The sequence below is a fragment of the Kitasatospora sp. NPDC028055 genome, from assembly GCF_040637885.1.
Classification (GTDB): Bacteria; Actinomycetota; Actinomycetes; order Streptomycetales; family Streptomycetaceae; genus Kitasatospora.
Genome location: NZ_JBEZXE010000001.1, coordinates 235,564 through 255,013 on the forward strand (window position 1 = coordinate 235,564; position 19,450 = coordinate 255,013).

Here is a 19,450-nt window from a genome sequence, read left to right on the forward strand (position 1 = left end):
CATGAAGCGGGTGCTGGGCGCGGTGGCGATCACGGCGGCGGTGGTGCTGGGGATGCAGGCGTGCCTGCCGTTCCTGGAGTCGGACGAGCACCGGACGGTGACGTACGGGGTGGCCGAGGCGGTCAAGGAGCTGGTGGTCGAGGGGGAGAACGGCGGGGTCGTGGTGACCGGCACCGGTGACTCGGTGCACGTCGTCGAGAAGCAGAACTACCGGGGGTCCGCGCCGAGGAGCACCCACGAGGTGAAGGACGGCGTGCTGCGGCTGGGGTACTCCTGCGAGTCCTGCGGGGTGGGGTACGAGGTGCAGGTGCCGGCCGGCACCAAGGTGCGGATCAAGGAGGAGAACGGCGGGGTGCGGCTGACGGGGCTGTCCGCCGAGGTGACGGCCGCGGTGGAGAACGGCGGGGTCGAGGCCACCGGGCTGACCTCTCCGACGGCGCACCTGAGCGCGACCAACGGCGGGGTGCGGGCCGACTTCGCGGCGGCGCCGTCGGCACTGGAGGCCCGGGTCGGCAACGGCGGGGTGCGGCTGCGGGTGCCGTCCGGGGAGGCGTACGTGGTGGACGCGCAGGCGGGGTCGGGCGGGGCGGACATCGGTGTCCCCTCGCGGCCGGGTGCGGCGCACAGCATCACGGCGCGGTCGGAGAGCGGCGGCGTGACGGTCAGCGGTGTCTGACGGGGCGGTGCTGTCCGAGCCCGCGGGTCCCGGCCGGGCGGTGCTGTCCGAGCCGGCGGTGCCCGGCCGGGCGGTGCCGGTGGTTCTGCCGGTAGGGCATGATCTTCTCCGCGGGGACGGCGTCCCCGGGTACGGGGGAGGTGCGACGGTGGAGCGCGCGGCGCGTTGGCGGAGCCGGACGGCCGGGCTGAGCCCGTACGTGCTGGACACCTTCCTGGCGGCCTGTTCGGCGGCGGTGTCGGTCTGGTCGGTCTACAACGACGACACCGACTGGCCCTGGTGGGTGTACCTGCTGGCGGTGTCCACCGCGCTGTTCCTGCCCTGGCGGCGCAAGGCCTCGCTGCCGGTCCTGATCGTGGGCGCCGCGCCCTCGCTGGTGGTGTCGGTGGTGGCGCACTCGGCGAACCCGCAGGTGCCGCTGTACGCGGTGATCGGGATGTACACGGTCGCGGAGCGCTTCCCCGACCGGCAGCGCTGGCCGGTACTGGCGGTGGTGGTGGCCGCGAATGTGCTCGGTACCCATTCGCCGAACGGCGCGCTGTTCAGCGTGCTGACCTCGGGCGGTTCCTTCGTCTTCGGCGCCCTGGTGCGCACCCAGCGGGAGCTGGCCCGGATGCAGGCCGAGCGGGCGCGGGAGGCGGGGGTGCGGGCGGCCAGCGAGGCGGCCCGGGCGGTCGCCGAGGAGCGGGCCCGGATCGCTCGGGAGATGCACGACATCCTGGCGCACGCGGTGTCGCTGATGGTCATCCAGGCCGAGGCCGGGCCGCTGGTGGTGCGCCACGACCCGGACCGGGCGATCCGCGCCTTCGACACCATCGCCGACGCGGGCCGCGACGCGATGGTGCAACTGCGGCGGGTGCTCGGCGTGTTGAAGGACCCGGAGGCGGAGCGGGCGCTGGCGCCGCAGCCCCGGCTGGCCGAACTCGCCGACGTGGCCGAGCGGGTGCGCGGGGCCGGCCTGCGGGTTGACCTCGAACTCGCGGACGGGCTGGGCGGGTTGCCCGCCGACGTGGAGGCGGCCGGGTACCGGATCGTGCAGGAGGCGCTGACCAACACGGTCAAGCACTCCGGGGCGGACCGGGTCGCGATCAGGGTGGGGCGGGCCGACGGGGTGCTGGAGGTGGTGGTCTCCGACAACGGTCGCGGGGTGCCGCTGGCCGCCGACCGTACGGTGGCCGGCTGGTCCGGCGGGCGCGGGCTGGTCGGCATCCGCGAGCGGGCCGCGGCCTGCGGCGGCCGGGCCGAGGCCGGTCCGGGGCCGGACGGCAGGGGTTTCCTGGTGAGTGCCCGGCTGCCGCTGGGGCCGGCGGGCGTGGTGGAGAGGGTGGGCGGATGACGCCGATACGGGTGGTGGTCGCGGACGACCAGGAGTTGGTGCGGGCCGGGTTCGGGATGATCCTGGACGCCCAGCCGGACATCGAGGTGGTCGCCGAGGCCTGCGACGGCGCCGAGGCGGTCGAGGCGGTGCGCGCGCACAACCCGGACGTGCTGCTGCTGGACGTCCGGATGCCGGTGATGGACGGCCTGGAGGCGGCCCGCCGGGTGTGCGAGGAGTTCCCGGCCACCAAGGTGATCATGCTGACCACCTTCGACATCGACGACTACGTCTTCGACGCGCTGTACGCGGGCGCCAGCGGTTTCCTGTTGAAGGACGTCCGCCGGGACGACCTGGCGCACGGGGTGCGGATGGTGGCCTCGGGCGAGGCGCTGCTCGCGCCCTCGGTGACCAAGCGGCTGATCGGCGAGTTCGCGGCCCGCCGCCCGGGCGGCCGGGAGCGGGCGGTGCGGCCGCCGTCCAGGCTGCTGGAGCAGTTGACCCTGCGTGAGCAGGAGACGCTGCGGCTGATCGCGCGCGGGCTGTCCAACGCGGAGATCGCGGCCGAGCTGGTGGTCAGCGAGCACACCGTGAAGACCCACGTCAGCAATGTGCTGAGCAAGCTCGGGCTGCGCGACCGGGTGCACGCGGTGGTGTTCGCGTACGAGGCCGGTGCGGTGGTCGCGGGCGAGGGCTGAGGACCTCACCCGCGAGAGGGAGGCGGGCAGTTCACCGGTGCGGGCGATCCGTGACGAGGGTGTCGGGGGAGAGGCTCTGCGGTGTCGGAACGGACCGACGGACACCTGACGGAGGGCTCGAAATGAACGCCGATCTGCACCCGCGCCGCACTGCGTACGCCATCCTCGGCGCGACCGCCCTGATGGCCCTGTACGGCGGCATCCGTCTGGTGCCCGGCTCCCGCGAGCCGGGCCCGGGCTGGACGGCCGGGCACACCGCGATGTTCGCGGGCCTGCTGCTGTTCGTCCCGATCCTCCTGGCCCTGCGCCGGGTGCTCGCCCCGCGCCGCACGGCGGCCGGGCGGCTGGCCGCGAACGCCGCGCTGGGGACGGCGTTCGCGGGCCTGGCCTGCTCACTGGTGCAGATCGGGATCGACCTGGTGGTCGGCCTGAAGGCGGCGGACAAGCCGGATCAGTCGCGGATGTTCGAGAGGATCCAGGACGTCCCGGGGGTGTCCGCGGCGGTGTACCAGGTGGGCCCGCTGCTGTTCTACGTCGGCCTGCTGGCGATGCTGATCGCGGCCTCGGTGGGCGCGGGACGGGCGCTGCGCTGGTGGAGCCCGGTGCTGATGCTGGTCGGCACGGTGGCCACGGCGGCCGACCTGGCCTTCATCCCGGTGGCCGCCGTCTGCTACCTCGCCGCCCTCGCCCCGCTGGTCCGCCAGGGCGTCGCGCGGACCCCGGCCGTCGCCTGAGAACCGGAAGGGGCGTAAGGACCCTTTACGGACGTACCGCATGCATACGATGATCTTCCCGGCTTCCCCTCACGGCCTGGAGTGATCGAGCGATGACGACGACGGCGAAGTTCGACCCCTGGTCGGCGGAGTTCGTGGCCCACCCGTACGACGCGTACGCCGAACTGCGCGAGCACGCGCCGGTGACGTACCACGAGCCGACGAACCAGTGGCTGGTCTCCCGCCACGAGGACGTCAGCGCCCTGCTGCGCGACCGGCGGCTCGGCCGTACCTACACCCACCGGTTCAGCCACCAGGAGTTCGGCCGCCCCGAGCCCGACCCGGCACACGAGCCCTTCCACACCCTCAACGACCACGGGCTGCTCGACCTGGAGGCCCCCGACCACACCCGGATCCGCCGGCTGGTCTCCAAGGCCTTCACCCCGCGCATGGTCGAAGGGCTGCGGCCGACCGTCCGGCGGCTGGCCGGGGAGCTCGTCGACGACCTGCTCGCGGCCGGCGGCGGCGACCTGATCTCCGCCGTCGCCGAGCCGCTGCCGGTCGCCGTGATCGCCGAGATGCTCGGCGTGCCGGAGAGTGACCGGCACCTGCTGCGCCCCTGGTCCGCCGACATCACCGGGATGTTCGAGCTCAACCCGAGCGAGGAGGCCGCCCGCCGGGCCGTCACCGCGAGCATCGGGTTCTCCGACTACCTGCGCGCCCTGATCCGCGAGCGCCGGGGCAACCCGGGTACCGACCTGATCAGCGCGCTGATCCAGGCCCAGGAGGGCTCCGACGCGCTCAGCGAGCAGGAGATGGTCTCCACCTGCGTGCTGCTGCTCAACGCCGGCCACGAGGCGACCGTCAACACCACCGGGAACGGTTGGTGGGCGCTGTTCCGCCACCCCGAGGAATTGGCCCGGCTGCGCGGCGACGTGGCCGGGCTGCTGCCCACCGCCGTCGAGGAACTGATGCGCTGGGACACCCCGCTGCAGATGTTCGAACGGTGGGTGCTGGAGGACATCGAGGTCCGCGGGGTCACCGTGCCGCGCGGCGCCGAGATCGCCCTGCTCTTCGGCTCCGCCAACCGCGACCCGGAGCGCTTCGCCGACCCCGACCGTCTCGACCTCGGCCGCACCGACAACCCGCACGTCACCTTCGGCGCCGGAATCCACTTCTGTCTGGGCGCCCCCCTTGCCAGACTGGAGCTCACCGAGTCCTACGGCACGCTGCTGCGCCGGGCCCCGGGCCTGCGGCTGGTCCGCGAGCCCGAGTGGAACCCGGGCTACGTGATCCGCGGGCTCAAGGAGCTGTTGGTCGAAGTGTGACGGGAAGCGGGGAGAAGGCCGTGGGCAAGGCGACGGGGGCACTGCTGGGGCTGGCGATCGGCGACGCGATGGGCCGGCTGACCGAGTTCCAGGACGTCGAGCGGATCGCCGCCGACCACCCGGACTGGCGGCGGCTCCCGCTGCCGGAGCAGGCGCTGGTCACCGACGACACCCAGATGACGCTCGCCCTCGCCCGCGGCCTGCGCACCGCCCTGGCGCGCGGGCCCCTCACCCCGCTGCGCCTGGAGCGCCCGGTCCGCGCGGAGTTCGTCGACTGGTGGCGCTCCCCGGAGAACAACCGCGCCCCCGGCATGACCTGCCTGCGCGCCTGCGAGCGGCTCAGCCGCGACGGGTACCGCTGGCAGCAGGCCAGCGACGTGGGCTCCAAGGGCTGCGGCGCCAACATGCGGGTCGCCCCGATCGGCCTGATCCGTGAACTGGACGCCCGGCAGCTCTCCGGCGCCGCCCAGCTGCAGTCCGCGCTCACCCACGGCCACCCGACCGCGCTCGCCGCCAGTGACCTCACCGCGTACGCCGTCCGCAAGCTCGCCGAGGGCGTCCCGCCCGCCGGCCTGCCCGCCGTGCTACGGGCGTACGCGCTGGCGAGCCGCGAGCGCTACGACGAGTTCTGGCTCGGCGACCTCGCCGACCGCTGGTACGGCGCCTCCCCGCAGGCCGTCCTCGCCCGCGGCTGGGAGGACTGCCTCAAGGTCCTCGACCAGGTGCAGGCCGCCCTCGCCGCCCCCGACATGGAGGCCGACCCCTGCCTGGCCACCGGCGAGGGCTGGGTCGCCGAGGAGGCCTTCGGCACCGGCCTGCTCTGCTTCCTGCTGCTGCCCGACGACCCGGTGGCCGCCGTCCGCCGGGCCGCGTACAGCTCCGGCGACTCCGACTCGCTCGCCTGCCTGACCGGCGCCTTCGCCGGCGCGCACCACGGCGAGGCGGCCTGGCCCGCGGAGTGGGTGGAGCGGATCGAGCACCGGGACGAACTGCTGGAGTTCGGCGCCCTCTGGGACTGAGCGGGAACCGGCCGGCGGGGCGCCGCGTCGAAGGGCCATGACGAACAGCAGCAGCGGAACCCGTCGTCGCCCGCCCCGCCGCCCCGCGGCACTGCTCCTCGCCGCCGCGCTCGCCGCACCGCTGGTCAGCGGCTGCGGCAGTACCGGCACCACCGCCACCGGGGAGCAGCGGGCCTCCGCACCGGCCACCCGGCCCGCCGTCGACCAGGCCTCGGTGGCCGCCACCGCCAAGGCCACCGACGCCTTCGGCCTGGACCTCCTGCACGCTCTCACCGCGTCGCCCGGCGGGGCCGGGCGCAACACCGTGGTCTCGCCCGTCGGGCTGGCCACCGTGCTCGGGATGCTGATGCCGGGCGCGCGCGGCGCGACCGCGCAGGAGCTGGCCAAGGCCCTGCACACCGAGCTCGACCCGAAGCAGTACGCGCTCGCCGTCGGCGCGTTGGACCGGCGGACGAAGAACGGCGACCAGCTCACGCTGCACCAGGCCGACGAGGTCTGGACCCAGCAGGGCTTCCCGGTGAACCCGGACTACCTGGCGACCCTCGCCACCGCCTTCGACGCCGGAGTGCACACCACCGACTTCAAGAAGGACCCGGAGGGCAGCCGCAAGGCGGTCGACTCGGCCGTGGAGAAGGCCACCGAGGGGCGCGTCAAGGACCTCTTCGCGCCGGGCGCGATCAACGCCGACACCCGCGTGGTCCTCACCGACGCGCTCTACCTCAAGGCGAAGTGGGCCGCCGAGTTCAAGCCCGGGCAGACCGCCGACCGCCCGTTCCGCAAGCTGGACGGCACCGCCTCGAACGTCTCCACGATGAGTCAGACCGGCGAGTTCAGGTACGCGGAAGGCTCCGGCGGAATCGTCGGCGAGCCCTGGCAGGCCGTCGAACTCCCTTACGCGGGAGGCAACCTGGCGATGGATCTGATCGTCCCCGCGCAGGGCGGCTTCGCCGCCTTCACCAAGGGGCTGGACCAGCCCCAGCTGGACCGGATCCTCGGCGCCCTCAGCGCGCAGCCCGTCGACCTCCAGCTGCCGCGCTTCCACTTCGACACGTCCAACGAGCTCACCCCCGCGCTGCGTTCGCTCGGCGTCCACTCGGCCTTCGACGCCGCCGACCTCACCGGGATCGCCGAGCAGCCGCCGCTCGCCGTCAGCACGGTGGTGCAGAAGGCCACCGTGCAGGTCAACGAGGAGGGCACGGTCGCGGCGGCCGGCAGCGGCGCCGTGGCCGGCGTCGCGGCGGTGCCCGCCCCTCGTCAGGCCGCCGAACTGCACATCGACCGGCCGTTCCTGTTCCTGGTCCGGGACACGTCGAACGGGCGGCCGCTGTTCCTGGGGCAGGTCACCGACCCGCAGGCGAAGTAGCCCCCTACCAGGCCGGGTAGCGCCCGCCGAGCGCCGGGTGGCCCGGGTCACGGCTGCCGAACAGCACCAGCAGGTCGTCCGCGACCGTCAGCAGCTCGGCCCGCCCCTCGACGGCCTCGGCCCAGTCGGCGGGCAGCGCCGAGGCGCCGTACGCGGCCCCGACCAGGTTGCCGCAGACCGCGCCGGTGGAGTCGCTGTCCCCGGAGTGGTTCACCGACAGCAGCAGCGCGGTGCGCACCGGATCGGGGTCGAGGGTGGCCGCCAGCAGCGAGTACACCGCGATGGCCAGGCACTCCTCGGCGATCCAGCCGAGCCCGACCCGCTCCACCGTGTCCGCCGAGGGCTCGGCCTCCTGGGCCAGCCGGACCGCCCGGGCCAGCGCCTGCACGGTCTCCTTGGACCTCGGCAGCTCGCGGATCTGCTCGACCGTCTCCCCGACCGCCGCCCACGGCTCCGTCCCGGCCGCCAGCCGCTCGACCAGCGCCGCGAAGGCGCCTGCGGCGAGGTAGCCGGTCGGGTGCCCGTGAGTGAGCTGGGCGCACTGCACGGCCAGCCCGAAGGACTGCTCGACCCCGAGCCGGGCCAGCCCGAACGGCGCCGCGCGCATCACCGAACCGCAGCCCTTGGAGCCGGGGTTGATCGGCCCCGGGCTCCCGATCGGGGCCGGTGCCTCGAACACTGGGTGCTCGGACACCCCGCTCAGGCAGGCGTTGCCCGGCGCCCGCCGCGCGTACAGGAACGGCCGGCCGAGCAGCCAGCCGTCGTACGGGCGCGGCTGCGGCCCGGTGTCCGGGGCGCCCTGGTACTGGGTCCGCAGCCAGCGCCGGTAGGCGCCGTGCACGGCCTCCGGGACGGAGCCGCCGCCGCCGGACCAGCCGCGGACGAAGCCGCGGATCAGCCCCTCCGCGGTGAACAGCGTCATCTGGGTGTCGTCGGTGACCTCCACCGACCCGGCGCTCCCGGACGGCAGCGCCGTCACGCCCTGCGGGCCGAACCGCTCCTGGATCTGGTGGAGTTGCTGGAACTCCACCGGCCAGCCCAGCGCGTCGCCGATCGCGCCGCCGAGCAGCGCTCCGCGCACCCGGTCCCGGTATCCGGACTCCGCCGCCGACTCCGTCACGTCGAATCCCCCTTCGTTCGTGGCGGGTCGTTTCTATCAGGCGGGCCGTCAGGTGTGGATCTCGCCCCGCCCGTGCAGGGCGGCCCGGTCGGCCGCGGCCCGCCCGGCCGCCCAGCCCTCGCCGTCGCTGACCCGGACCCGCTGGGAGACCAGCTTCGGGAACAGCCGGCCGACCTCCTCGTCCACCGCCGCCGAGCGGGCGGCCAGCGCGGGCAGCAGCCGCTCGTCGGGCAGCAGCTGCTCCTCGGTGCCGTCCTCGCGCAGGTGGCGGCCGGCCGCGGCGGCGTCGGTGGCCCGCTCGGTGGCGGCGGTCAGCCGCTCGCGGATCCGGGCCGCATACGCGACCAGGAAGGACTGCCGGAACGCCTTGCTGCGCGAGTCCTTGCCGGACCCGGCCTTGTTGAGCGCGTGGGTGGCCTGCACCAGCAACGAGGTGTAGAGCAGTTCGACGCCGTCCAGGTCCCCGTCGAAGCCGATCACGGTGCAGAAGCCGAACTCCTTGGCCCACACCACCCGGCAGCGGTTGGCCGCCGCGACCGCGTCCAGCAGCATCGTCTTGGGTCCCTCGTACGGGTTGTCCACGCCGATCCGCAGCGCCGCCGGGGTGTTCCGGTCGGCCCCGGCGGCGGCCAGCAGCGCGTCGTCGATGCTGTGCTGGGCCATCAGCTGCTGGGCCTTGGCGGTCAGCGCCTCGGCCTCCTCCGGGAACTCGGTGGACTCGGCCTTGGCCAGCAGGGCCCGGATCCGGGCCAGCATCCGCGGCTCGCCGGCCACCGGCCCGGCAGGGCGTCGGGCCGGCCCGGCCTGCCCCGGCTGCCCGGGCGCGGGGCCGACCGGGGCGATCGGGGGCAGCCGGCCCCAGCTGCGCAGCAGCTCCAGCAGGGCGGTGGCGAGCGCGAAGCGGTCCAGCCGGTGGCGGTGGGCGAAGGCGCCGAGGTACTGCTCGTCCGCGGGCCACCAGACCTCGGCCTCCAACTCGCGCAGCTGCTCCTGCCAGCGCCGGTCCAGGGCGGCGGCGGGGTGGCGGCGGGACTCGGCGGCGATCAGGTCCACCGCGAGCGCCAGGTGGACGGGCTTGAGCCCGCGCCGCACCACCCGCACCAGGTCCGCCGGGCGCCAGCCCGCGGACCAGCAGCGGCCCACCGCGGAGTCCGCGTACCTGAGCACCGCCCGGCTGACCGCCGGCCACTGCCCGGCCGAGGCGGCCAGCAGCGAGGCCCCGGTGTCCAGGGCGAGGTCCAGCCCCTCGTCGGGGACGGTGAGCACCGAGCGCACCGCCTGCTCCAGCAGCGGCCCGGCGTTCCCGTCGCCCTGCTGCGCGCGCTTGCCCACGGTGTGTCCCTGCTCTCCTCGACGGCCCGGCCCCTCCGGCCCATGATGCCGGAGCGGCCGAGCAGACAAGCCCTACCGCTCGATGGCCTTGGCCATGATCTCCGGCACACGCTCCAGCAGCCGGGGGGCCGCCAGCCGGATGCCCAGGGTGGCGACCAGGGCGCCGTAGGCCGGGCCGAGCAGCAGCAGCGGCCAGCTCGGCCCGTCCGAGAGCAGCGCCCAGAGCAGGTAGCCGCCGACCGGCAGGGAGAGCACCGCGACACCGAGCATCGAGCCGAACTGGTTGAGCAGGATCAGCCCGCCCTGCCCGGGGGCGGCGTTGCGCATCGGGTTGCTGTCGGCCGGCATGGTGTACGGCGCGAGCACGCTGAACACCGAGCCGAGCGCGATGCCGCCGCCGAGCACCGCCAGCGCGAGGCCGAGGGCGGACGGCAGTTCGCCCCACTCGCCGGTGACGGCGGCCAGCACCAGCCCGAGCACCACGGTGACCGGCACGGCGTACGACAGCACCGCGTACGCCCGGCCGCGCAGTTCGTCCCGGGCGTCGGCCGGGGTGCGCAGCGTGGCGGCGACCATCCAGAACGCCGAGCCGTCCATGCCGAACAGGTTGAGCATCTGGAGCCCGAGGAAGGTCCCGGTCATCGCCAGCAGGTAGACGCTCGACCAGCCCTGCACCACCGACAGCAGGCAGATCACCAGCGTCATCCCGACGCTGGTGAACAGCGCGGCCTTGGCCCGCGGCTCACGCCAGGCGTACCGCAGGTGGCGCTGCATCACCGCGCCGGTGCGGCCCTCGGGCAGGAAGCGCCAGCCCCGGGCGCTCTGCACCCCGCGGGCCACCTCCAGGGTGGAGGAGTCGGCGGTGACCATCAGCTCCTGGAGGCTGTTCCGCCACCAGCGCAGCAGCAGGAGGAGCAGCGCGCCGGCCGCGGCGAGCTGGAGCAGCGCCGCCCCGTACTCGCCCGCGCCGACGCTGCGGGGGGCGTCGGCGGCGCTGACCGGCGGGATCCAGCGCAGCACCGCGGCGATCGGCTTGAGCGGGCTGAGGTCGATGTCCCGGTCGTGCTGCCGGCCGAAGATGCTCTGCGAGCCGACGTTGGCGCCCTGGACGAGCAGGGCGAAGGCCAGTCCGCCGAAGATCGCGAAGTCCTTGCCGCGCCGGCTGGAGAGCATCCGGGCGTTCCCGGCCGCGACCGCCCGGGACAGCGTGACCAGGCAGAGCAGGGCGAGCGGCACGGCGACCACCGCGGTGGCGGCCGAGGCGCCGCCGGTGGCGCCGGACAGCACCGCGCCGGTCACCAGCACCAGGCTGATCAGCGGACCGGGCCCGAGCAGCGAGGCCAGCAGCGAGCCGCGCAGCAGCGGGCCGGGCCGCAGCGGCAGCATGGTGAGCCGGGTCGGGTCGGCGCTCTCGTCGCTGGAGAACAGGAACAGCGGCAGCGCGGCCCAGCCCAGGGTGAGCACGCCGACCAGCATCACCCCGGTGTTGCCGGAGCCCTCGTAGCGCCCGTTGAGCATCGCCATGCCGAAGGCGATCAGGCCCGCGAAGGCCAGGCCGAGGACGCCGCCGACGACGTACACGGCCGCCCGGCCCCGGCTGCGGCGCAGCCCGTTGCGCAGCAGCCGCAGCTTGAGCGCGACCAGGCCGCGGACCACCGTCCGGTCGTCCGGCACGGCGGTGACGGGCGCGGTGACGGCGCTCACCGGGCGTCCTCGGCGCGGCCGCCGCCGAGCCAGCCGAGGGCCTGGCCGTCGTCCTCGCGGACGCCGATCAGCTCCAGGAAGGCCGCGTGCAGGCTGCGTCCGCCGCGGACGGAGTCCAGCGGGCCCTGGGCGATCACCCGGCCCGCGTTGACCACGGCGACCCAGTCGCAGAGCTGCTCGACCAGCTCCATCACGTGGCTGGAGAAGACCACGGTGGAGCCGGCCGCCGCGTACCGCTTGAGCACGCCGCGGATGGTCTGGGCGGAGACCGGGTCGACGCCCTCGAAGGGCTCGTCCAGGAACAGCACGTCGGGGTTGTGCAGCAGCGCGGCGGCCAGCCCGATCTTCTTGCGCATGCCGGTGGAGTAGTCGGCGACCAGCTTGTCGGCGTCCCTGCCGAGGTCCAGGACGGCCAGCAGCTCCTCGGCGCGGCGGTCCACCTCGGCGCCGGGCAGGCCGCGCAGCCGGCCGGTGTACTGGAGCAGTTCGCGTCCGCTGAGCCGCTCGAACATCCGCAGGCCCTCGGGCAGGATGCCGATCCGGGCCTTGACCGAGACCGGGTCGGCCCAGACGTCGGTGCCGTGCACCAGCACGGTGCCCTGGTCGGGCCGGAGCAGGCCGGTGACCATGGACAGCGTGGTGGTCTTGCCGGCGCCGTTCGGCCCGACCAGGCCGATGAACGACCCGGCGGGGAGCTCCAGGCTGAGCCCGGCGACGGCGGCCTGGGTCCCGAAGTGCTTCCACAGCCCCTGGATGCTGACGGCGGACGGGGTGCCCGGCCCGGGCCGGTCGGCGGTGGTCGGTTCGGAGGGCGACGGTTCTGACGCCTGCATGGCGGCCTTCTGTCTCTGGTCGTGGGGTGGACGTGAGGTGGTGCGGCGCTCCGGAGCCCAGCCTGGCACCGGCCCGACGGGCTGTCGCCTGCTTTGAGCATCCCCTGAGCCTGTCCGCCGAACGGGTGAGGCGCGCCGCTCGGCGGCGGTCTCCGGGAGCTGCCGGTCGGATTCGGCAACTACTCAGTTCCCCGGTTCGTCCTGCACTATGAGGACCAGTGAGCGCGCGGGGGTGCCGCGGCGCCCGGGAGGTGGCGGATGTCCGTTCAACCGTGGGGCGAGTCCCGCCCCGCCGACCGGTACGGCCGGCGGGCGGCCGGCTGGCCGCCTGCGCCGAACCAGCAGTCGGCGATGCGGGCCGGCCACGCCGACCGGGACCGGACGGTGGACGTGTTGAAGGCCGGGTTCGCCGAGGGCCGGCTGTCCGCCGAGGAGTACGGGCAGCGCCACGAGGCGGCCGCCCGGGCGGTGACCTACGGCGAGCTGGCCGCGCTGGTGGCCGACCTGCCGTCCGGGCCGATGGCGGCGCCGTTGCAGGCCGCGCAGCCCGTCCCGGCGACCTTCCTGCTGCCGCCGCCGGTGCCGCAGGCCCGGCCCACCAGCGCGCTGGCGGTGATCTCCCTGGTGTGCGGCCTGACCGGCTTCCTGGCGCTGCCGGTGGTGCCCGCGCTGGTCACCGGCCACCTCGCCCGCCAGCAGATCCGCGAGCGCAACATGGACGGGGACTGGGCGGCGGTGCTCGGGCTGGTGCTCGGCTACCTGGGCGGCGCCTTCTGGCTGCTGGTGATCATGCTGGGCATCCTCTGACGGCCCCGGACGCCCCGTTGGCGGGTGCCCGCCGACTGTGGTAGAGCGGGTGGAGGGCGGCCCGACACCGGCCGGTCGCGTACGGGACACCGGGGCGACACCGGGCCGAAGGCCGCGACCTGCGGCGTTGCATTTGTTTTGACCGAGCCCCATGCGCTAGGTACGCTCTGACCTTGTGCCTGGGGTGTCCCCGGGTCCTTGTGCGTGCATGCACACCGGTCGCCGCGCCGAGCCGGAGCGCCTCAAAGCGCGCCGCGCGTAGAGCGCCGTCGCTGTACATCAGCTCATGGGATTCCGTGTCGGAATAGCCCAACACACCCGACCGCGTGGGTCGACCACGGGGCCGTGTGCGAGGGAGACACCGCAGGTTAGTTCCACCAAGCCTTGGCACACAGAAAACGGAGAAACGGTGCCTACGATCCAGCAGCTGGTCCGAAAGGGCCGGCAGGACAAGGTCGAGAAGAACAAGACTCCCGCGCTGAAGGGCTCCCCGCAGCGTCGTGGGGTCTGCACGCGTGTGTACACGACCACCCCGAAGAAGCCGAACTCGGCTCTCCGCAAGGTCGCCCGTGTGCGCCTCACCAGCGGGATCGAGGTCACCGCTTACATCCCGGGCGAGGGCCACAACCTGCAGGAGCACTCCATCGTGCTGGTGCGCGGTGGTCGTGTGAAGGACCTTCCTGGTGTCCGCTACAAGATCATCCGCGGTTCGCTCGACACCCAGGGTGTCAAGAACCGCAAGCAGGCCCGCAGCCGCTACGGCGCCAAGAAGGAGAAGTAAGAATGCCTCGTAAGGGCCCCGCCCCGAAGCGCCCGGTCATCATCGACCCGGTCTACGGCTCCCCTGTCGTCACCCAGCTGGTCAACAAGATCCTGCTGCACGGCAAGCGCTCCACCGCCGAGCGGATCGTCTACGGCGCCCTCGAGGGCGTCCGTGAGAAGACCGGCTCGGACCCGGTCGTCACGCTCAAGCGTGCGCTGGAGAACGTCAAGCCGGCCCTCGAGGTCAAGTCCCGCCGTGTCGGTGGCGCGACCTACCAGGTTCCGGTCGAGGTCCGTCCGGGCCGCGCCAGCACCCTGGCGCTGCGCTGGATGGTCGGTTACTCCCGCGCCCGTCGCGAGAAGACCATGACCGAGCGCCTGATGAACGAGATCCTCGACGCCAGCAACGGCCTGGGCGCTTCCGTGAAGCGTCGCGAGGACACCCACAAGATGGCCGAGTCCAACAAGGCCTTCGCGCACTACCGCTGGTAGTCCGTACCCCGTCACTAGACAGAGAGAGAACGAGCCACCATGGCTGCAACCTCCCTTGACCTCGCCAAGGTCCGCAACATCGGGATCATGGCGCACATCGACGCGGGCAAGACCACCACCACCGAGCGGATCCTGTTCTACACCGGCGTGTCGTACAAGATCGGTGAGGTCCACGATGGCGCTGCCACCATGGACTGGATGGAGCAGGAGCAGGAGCGCGGCATCACGATCACGTCGGCCGCGACGACCTGTCACTGGACCGTCGACGATGCCGACCACACCATCAACATCATCGACACCCCGGGTCACGTCGACTTCACCGTCGAGGTGGAGCGTTCGCTGCGCGTCCTCGACGGTGCCGTCACGGTGTTCGACGGTGTCGCCGGTGTCGAGCCCCAGTCCGAGACCGTGTGGCGGCAGGCTGACCGCTACGGCGTTCCGCGCATCTGCTTCGTCAACAAGCTGGACCGCACGGGCGCGAACTTCTTCTTCTGCGTCGACACCATCGTGGAGCGCCTCGGCGCCACCCCGCTGGTGATGCAGCTGCCGATCGGTGCCGAGGCGGACTTCCAGGGCGTCGTCGACCTGGTCCGCATGAAGGCGCTGGTCTGGTCGGCCGAGGCCGCCAAGGGCGAGATGTACGACATCGTCGACATCCCGGCCGAGCTGCAGGAGCAGGCCGACGAGTACCGCGAGCAGCTGATCGACACCGTGTCGAACTTCAGCGACGCGGTCATGGAGCTCGCCCTGGAGGGCGAGGAGATCCCGGTCGAGCTGCTGCAGGACGCGATCCGCAAGGGCACCCTGAACTCGGACTTCACCCCGATCTTCTGCGGTACCGCCTTCAAGAACAAGGGCGTTCAGCCCCTGCTCGACGCGGTCGTCAAGTACCTGCCGTCGCCGCTGGACATCGAGTCCATCGAGGGCACCAAGCCGAACGACCCGGACACCAAGATCTCCCGCAAGGCCTCGGACGAGGAGCCCCTCGCCGCCCTTGCGTTCAAGATCATGTCCGACCCGCACCTCGGCAAGCTCACCTTCGTCCGGATCTACTCCGGTCGCCTGGAGTCCGGCACCTCGGTGCTGAACGCCGTCAAGGGCAAGAAGGAGCGCATCGGCAAGATCTACCGCATGCACGCGAACAAGCGTGAGGAGATCGAGTCGGTGGGCGCCGGCGACATCGTCGCCGTCATGGGCCTCAAGCAGACCACCACCGGTGAGACGCTGGCCGACGAGAAGAACCCGGTCATCCTGGAGTCCATGGACTTCCCGGCCCCGGTCATCCGCGTCGCCATCGAGCCCAAGTCCAAGGGTGACCAGGAGAAGCTGGGTGTCGCCATCCAGCGTCTCGCCGAGGAGGACCCGTCCTTCCAGGTCAACACGGACGAGGAGACCGGCCAGACCATCATCGCGGGTATGGGCGAGCTGCACCTCGAGGTGCTCGTCGACCGTATGCGCCGTGAGTTCAAGGTCGAGGCCAACGTCGGCAAGCCGCAGGTCGCGTACCGCGAGACGATCCGTCAGGCCGTCGAGCGCATCGACTACACCCACAAGAAGCAGACCGGTGGTTCCGGTCAGTTCGCCAAGGTGCAGATCGCGATCGAGCCGCTCGAGCAGGCCGAGGGCTACGAGTTCGTCAACCTGGTCACCGGTGGTCGCGTTCCGCGCGAGTACATCCCGTCGGTCGACGCCGGTTGCCAGGAGGCCATGGAGTTCGGTGTGCTCGCCGGTTACCCGCTCCAGGGTGTCCGCGTGAAGCTGCTGGACGGTGCGGCGCACGACGTCGACTCCTCCGAGCTCGCGTTCAAGATCGCCGGTTCGATGGCCTTCAAGGAAGGCGCCAAGAAGGCCAAGCCGGTCCTTCTTGAGCCGATGATGGCCGTCGAGGTCACCACGCCCGAGGACTACATGGGCGACGTGATCGGCGACATCAACTCTCGCCGTGGCCAGATCCGGTCCATGGACGAGCGTCACGGTGCCCGCGTCGTCACGGCGCTGGTGCCCCTCTCCGAGATGTTCGGCTACGTCGGTGACCTGCGCAGCAAGACCTCTGGTCGCGCGAGCTACTCGATGCAGTTCGACTCGTACGCCGAGGTCCCCAAGGCCGTGGCTGAGGAGATCATCGCCAAGTCCAAGGGCGAGTGACCTCCCGATTTTCGGGATGATTCACACCCCTTAGGCTGTTAGGAGGCGACCCGGGAGGATCCGTCCGGATCCTCCCGGGACCTCCGGCCCCCCACACCCACGGGGCGGCGCGAGGTGCCCAGGGCACCCGGGCCGGGCCCGAATCAAAGACCAACTGACGTCAGCACGGCGTACAGGAACTGTCCTCAGGAGGACTCAGTGGCCAAGGCGAAGTTCGAGCGGACGAAGCCCCACGTCAACATCGGCACCATCGGTCACATCGACCACGGCAAGACCACGCTGACCGCGGCCATCACCAAGGTGCTGCACGACGCGTACCCGGACCTGAACCCCTTCACGCCGTTCGACCAGATCGACAAGGCCCCGGAGGAGCGTCAGCGCGGTATCACCATCTCGATCGCGCACGTCGAGTACCAGACCGAGGACCGGCACTACGCGCACGTCGACTGCCCGGGTCACGCTGACTACATCAAGAACATGATCACCGGTGCCGCCCAGATGGACGGCGCCATCCTGGTGGTCGCCGCCACCGACGGCCCGATGCCGCAGACCAAGGAGCACGTCCTCCTGGCCCGCCAGGTCGGCGTTCCGTACATCGTCGTCGCCCTGAACAAGGCCGACATGGTGGACGACGAGGAGATCCTGGAGCTCGTCGAGCTCGAGGTCCGCGAGCTGCTCTCCGAGTACGAGTTCCCGGGCGACGACCTGCCGGTCGTCCGCGTCTCCGCGCTCAAGGCCCTCGAGGGCGACGCCGAGTGGGGCGAGAAGCTCCTCGGCCTGATGAAGGCCGTCGACGAGAACATCCCCACCCCGGCCCGCGCCGTGGACCAGCCGTTCCTGATGCCGATCGAGGACGTCTTCACGATCACCGGTCGTGGCACCGTCGTCACCGGTCGCATCGAGCGCGGCATCCTCAAGGTCAACGAGACCGTCGACATCATCGGCATCAAGACCGAGAAGACCACCACCACGGTCACCGGCATCGAGATGTTCCGCAAGCTGCTCGACGAGGGCCAGGCCGGTGAGAACGTCGGTCTGCTGCTCCGTGGCATCAAGCGCGAGGACGTCGAGCGCGGCCAGGTCATCATCAAGCCGGGTTCGGTCACCCCGCACACCGACTTCGAGGCCCAGTCCTACATCCTGTCGAAGGACGAGGGTGGCCGTCACACCCCGTTCTTCAACAACTACCGCCCGCAGTTCTACTTCCGTACCACGGACGTGACCGGCGTCGTGACCCTCCCCGAGGGCACCGAGATGGTCATGCCGGGCGACAACACCGCCATGACCGTCGCGCTGATCCAGCCGATCGCCATGGAGGAGGGCCTCAAGTTCGCCATCCGTGAGGGTGGCCGCACCGTCGGCGCCGGCCAGGTCACCAAGATCCTCAAGTAATCGAGGCTCTGACCTGCCTGCCCCGTCAGGCTCGTCCGAAGGGCCCCACGCACCGCACGGTGCGTGGGGCCCTTCGGCGTCTGACCCGGCGCTCACCTGGGCGCACTTCCTCTCACGGGCAGCTCATGGCCGACTGTTATGGTCGGCTCACCATCCAGCCCCGCCGTCGCGGAAAGTGGGATCCAACGCATGTCTACGGCACCGCTGTTGTCGGTCGTGATGCCGATCTACAACGAGCAGGAGGCGCTCCCGCTCACCGTCGAGCGACTGCGTCCGATCCTGGACGGGCTGGGGGTCGACTACGAGGTCGTCGGCGTGGACGACGGCAGCCGGGACGCCACCCCCGTGCTGATGCAGAAGATCCGGCAGGACTGGCCGGAGTTCCGCATCGTCCGCTTCGCCCGTAACTCCGGGCACCAGGCCGCGCTCACCGCGGGCATCCACCGGGCGCTCGGCGACTACGTGGTCAGCATCGACGCGGACCTCCAGGACCCGCCGGAGAAGATCCCGGAGATGCTCGAGCTGGCCCGCGAGCAGGGCCTCGACGTGGTCTACGGCGTGCGCGGGGACCGCGGCACCGACACCGCCTTCAAGCGCCGCAGCGCGGGCGCGTACTACTGGCTGATGCGCCGGCTGGTCGGCAAGCGGATGCCCAACCAGGCCGGCGACTTCCGGCTGCTCAGCCGGGCCGCCGTGGACGCCCTCAAGCACCTGCCCGAGCACCAGCCGGTCTACCGGCTGCTGGTGCCGTGGCTCGGCTTCCCCAGCGGCGAGGTCGTCTACGTCCGCGAGGAGCGGGTGGCCGGCGGCACCCACTACCCGCTGTCCAAGATGGTGCGGCTCGCGCTGGACAGCATCACCAACTTCTCCGCCGCCCCACTGCGACTGGCCACCTACCTCGGCCTGGTCAGCTTCGTGGTCTGCATCGCACTGGGGATCCACGCCACCGTCGCGTACGCGCTCGGCTCGACGGTGCCCGGCTGGTCCTCGCTGTTCATCGGGATGCTCTTCCTCGGCGGGGTGCAGCTGATCTGCGTCGGGCTGCTGGGGGAGTACGTGGGCCGGATCTACTCGGCGGTGCAGAACCGCCCGACCTACTTCATCGGCTACGACTCGGCCGAGGACGCCGAGCGCGAGGCACGCGAGGCACGCGAGGCACGCGAGGCACGCGACTCACGCGAGGCGCGCGGCTCGGGCGACGAGCGGGGCCGGGGCCGGTGACGCCGACCGAGGAGCCCGCCGGGCCCACCCCCGGGGCCCGCCGCCAGCTGCCGTCCTTCCTGGTCATCGGCGTCCTCAGCACCGTCTTCTACCTGGGGCTGTTCGTCCTCGCGCGGTCGTTCACCGACCCGCAGGCGGCCAACCTGATCGCCCTGGCGGTCAGCGCGGTGGCCAACACCGCGGCCAACCGGCGCTTCACCTTCGGGGTGGTCGGCTCGCGGGGGATGGTCCGCCACCAGCTGCAGGGCGCCGTCGCCTTCCTGATCGGGCTCGGCCTCAGCTCCGGGGTGCTCGCCCTGCTCGACCGGGTGGTGCCGGACGCCTCCCGGCCGGTGGAGGTCGGCGGGCTGGTCGTCGCCAACGGGCTGGCCACGGTCGCCCGGTTCGTCCTGTTGAAGGTCTGGGTCTTCCGCGGCGGGCAGTCGGACCGCCCCGGGGTCTGACCAGCGGACTCGCTCCGCCCCCGATCCTCCGGCGGTCCCGGGCCGACGGGCCGTGTGCGCGCCCGCTGGTTCGCAGGCGCCCCACAG

18 protein-coding genes are annotated in these 19,450 nt (G+C 72.3%); 14 read left to right on the forward strand and 4 right to left on the reverse strand.

Annotated features, from left to right (window positions below):
- The first annotated feature begins 1 nt into the window (after position 1).
- The 7 genes from AB0F71_RS01090 (at position 2) to AB0F71_RS01120 (ending at position 7,112) form a co-directional block, all read left to right on the forward strand.
- Positions 2–676, forward strand: a complete 675-nt coding sequence (locus AB0F71_RS01090; protein WP_360226193.1) for a DUF4097 family beta strand repeat-containing protein — start codon at positions 2–4, stop codon at positions 674–676.
- 148 nt (positions 677–824) lie between these two features.
- Positions 825–2,012 carry a sensor histidine kinase gene (locus AB0F71_RS01095; RefSeq protein ID WP_360226196.1) on the forward strand — a complete coding sequence of 396 codons (1,188 nt, stop codon included), beginning with the start codon at positions 825–827 and terminating at the stop codon, positions 2,010–2,012.
- A complete protein-coding gene (locus tag AB0F71_RS01100; protein ID WP_360226199.1) occupies positions 2,009–2,689 on the forward strand; it encodes a response regulator transcription factor in 681 nt (226 codons plus the stop codon). The genes AB0F71_RS01095 and AB0F71_RS01100 overlap by 4 nt, the downstream gene beginning before the upstream one ends.
- A gap of 122 nt (positions 2,690–2,811) precedes the next feature.
- Positions 2,812–3,423 (forward strand): hypothetical protein, encoded by a 612-nt coding sequence (locus AB0F71_RS01105; RefSeq protein ID WP_360226202.1) that lies wholly within the window; start codon positions 2,812–2,814, stop codon positions 3,421–3,423.
- Between the two features lie 92 nt (positions 3,424–3,515).
- A complete protein-coding gene (locus AB0F71_RS01110; RefSeq protein WP_360226205.1) occupies positions 3,516–4,730 on the forward strand; it encodes a cytochrome P450 in 1,215 nt (404 codons plus the stop codon).
- 20 nt (positions 4,731–4,750) lie between these two features.
- Positions 4,751–5,749: an ADP-ribosylglycohydrolase family protein gene (locus AB0F71_RS01115; protein WP_360226208.1), complete on the forward strand. Its 999-nt coding sequence runs from the start codon at positions 4,751–4,753 to the stop codon at positions 5,747–5,749.
- 37 nt (positions 5,750–5,786) lie between these two features.
- A complete protein-coding gene (locus AB0F71_RS01120) occupies positions 5,787–7,112 on the forward strand; it encodes a serpin family protein (protein ID WP_360226211.1) in 1,326 nt (441 codons plus the stop codon).
- A gap of 4 nt (positions 7,113–7,116) precedes the next feature.
- Here the strand turns inward: AB0F71_RS01120 and AB0F71_RS01125 are convergent, their stop codons facing one another.
- The 4 genes from AB0F71_RS01125 to AB0F71_RS01140 all read right to left on the reverse strand — a co-directional run bounded on the left by AB0F71_RS01125 (position 7,117) and on the right by AB0F71_RS01140 (position 12,101).
- Entirely contained in the window at positions 7,117–8,232 is a 1,116-nt protein-coding gene (locus tag AB0F71_RS01125; RefSeq protein WP_360226214.1) for an ADP-ribosylglycohydrolase family protein, read from the reverse strand.
- A gap of 48 nt (positions 8,233–8,280) precedes the next feature.
- Positions 8,281–9,564 carry a DUF2786 domain-containing protein gene (locus tag AB0F71_RS01130; protein WP_360226217.1) on the reverse strand — a complete coding sequence of 428 codons (1,284 nt, stop codon included), beginning with the start codon at positions 9,562–9,564 and terminating at the stop codon, positions 8,281–8,283.
- Between the two features lie 72 nt (positions 9,565–9,636).
- A complete protein-coding gene (locus AB0F71_RS01135; protein ID WP_360226220.1) occupies positions 9,637–11,268 on the reverse strand; it encodes a transporter in 1,632 nt (543 codons plus the stop codon).
- Positions 11,265–12,101, reverse strand: coding sequence for an ABC transporter ATP-binding protein (locus AB0F71_RS01140; RefSeq protein WP_360226223.1), 837 nt, complete (start codon positions 12,099–12,101; stop codon positions 11,265–11,267). Before AB0F71_RS01140 ends, AB0F71_RS01135 begins: the two co-directional genes overlap by 4 nt.
- A 258-nt stretch (positions 12,102–12,359) precedes the next feature.
- Between AB0F71_RS01140 and AB0F71_RS01145 the strand changes: the two genes are divergently transcribed.
- The 7 genes from AB0F71_RS01145 (at position 12,360) to AB0F71_RS01175 (ending at position 19,363) form a co-directional block, all read left to right on the forward strand.
- Positions 12,360–12,908: a DUF1707 and DUF4190 domain-containing protein gene (locus AB0F71_RS01145; RefSeq protein ID WP_360226226.1), complete on the forward strand. Its 549-nt coding sequence runs from the start codon at positions 12,360–12,362 to the stop codon at positions 12,906–12,908.
- 409 nt (positions 12,909–13,317) lie between these two features.
- The gene (gene rpsL, locus AB0F71_RS01150; RefSeq protein ID WP_014144289.1) at positions 13,318–13,689 is read left to right on the forward strand and encodes a 30S ribosomal protein S12; all 372 of its coding nucleotides are present in this window, start codon (positions 13,318–13,320) and stop codon (positions 13,687–13,689) included.
- A gap of 2 nt (positions 13,690–13,691) precedes the next feature.
- Positions 13,692–14,162 (forward strand): 30S ribosomal protein S7, encoded by a 471-nt coding sequence (gene rpsG, locus AB0F71_RS01155; protein ID WP_030055803.1) that lies wholly within the window; start codon positions 13,692–13,694, stop codon positions 14,160–14,162.
- A gap of 39 nt (positions 14,163–14,201) precedes the next feature.
- Positions 14,202–16,307, forward strand: coding sequence for an elongation factor G (gene fusA / locus AB0F71_RS01160; RefSeq protein ID WP_360226229.1), 2,106 nt, complete (start codon positions 14,202–14,204; stop codon positions 16,305–16,307).
- Between the two features lie 198 nt (positions 16,308–16,505).
- Positions 16,506–17,699 (forward strand): elongation factor Tu, encoded by a 1,194-nt coding sequence (gene tuf / locus AB0F71_RS01165; RefSeq protein ID WP_360226232.1) that lies wholly within the window; start codon positions 16,506–16,508, stop codon positions 17,697–17,699.
- A 189-nt stretch (positions 17,700–17,888) separates the two neighbouring features.
- Positions 17,889–18,920: a glycosyltransferase family 2 protein gene (locus tag AB0F71_RS01170; RefSeq protein ID WP_360226235.1), complete on the forward strand. Its 1,032-nt coding sequence runs from the start codon at positions 17,889–17,891 to the stop codon at positions 18,918–18,920.
- Entirely contained in the window at positions 18,917–19,363 is a 447-nt protein-coding gene (locus AB0F71_RS01175; RefSeq protein ID WP_360226238.1) for a GtrA family protein, read from the forward strand. The genes AB0F71_RS01170 and AB0F71_RS01175 overlap by 4 nt, the downstream gene beginning before the upstream one ends.
- The last annotated feature ends 87 nt before the right edge of the window (positions 19,364–19,450 follow it).

Bases quoted from the DNA above. Each gene is read 5' to 3' on its own strand.
- AB0F71_RS01105 (WP_360226202.1), top strand. From the start codon at position 2,812: ATGAACGCCGATCTGCACCCGCGCCGCACTGCGTACGCCATCCTCGGC.
- AB0F71_RS01090 (WP_360226193.1), top strand. From the start codon at position 2: ATGAAGCGGGTGCTGGGCGCGGTGGCGATCACGGCGGCGGTGGTGCTG.
- rpsG (WP_030055803.1), top strand. From the start codon at position 13,692: ATGCCTCGTAAGGGCCCCGCCCCGAAGCGCCCGGTCATCATCGACCCG.
- AB0F71_RS01100 (WP_360226199.1), top strand. From the start codon at position 2,009: ATGACGCCGATACGGGTGGTGGTCGCGGACGACCAGGAGTTGGTGCGG.
- AB0F71_RS01140 (WP_360226223.1), bottom strand. From the start codon at position 12,101: ATGCAGGCGTCAGAACCGTCGCCCTCCGAACCGACCACCGCCGACCGG.
- AB0F71_RS01120 (WP_360226211.1), top strand. From the start codon at position 5,787: ATGACGAACAGCAGCAGCGGAACCCGTCGTCGCCCGCCCCGCCGCCCC.
- fusA (WP_360226229.1), top strand. From the start codon at position 14,202: ATGGCTGCAACCTCCCTTGACCTCGCCAAGGTCCGCAACATCGGGATC.
- AB0F71_RS01170 (WP_360226235.1), top strand. From the start codon at position 17,889: ATGTCTACGGCACCGCTGTTGTCGGTCGTGATGCCGATCTACAACGAG.
- AB0F71_RS01145 (WP_360226226.1), top strand. From the start codon at position 12,360: ATGTCCGTTCAACCGTGGGGCGAGTCCCGCCCCGCCGACCGGTACGGC.
- AB0F71_RS01110 (WP_360226205.1), top strand. From the start codon at position 3,516: ATGACGACGACGGCGAAGTTCGACCCCTGGTCGGCGGAGTTCGTGGCC.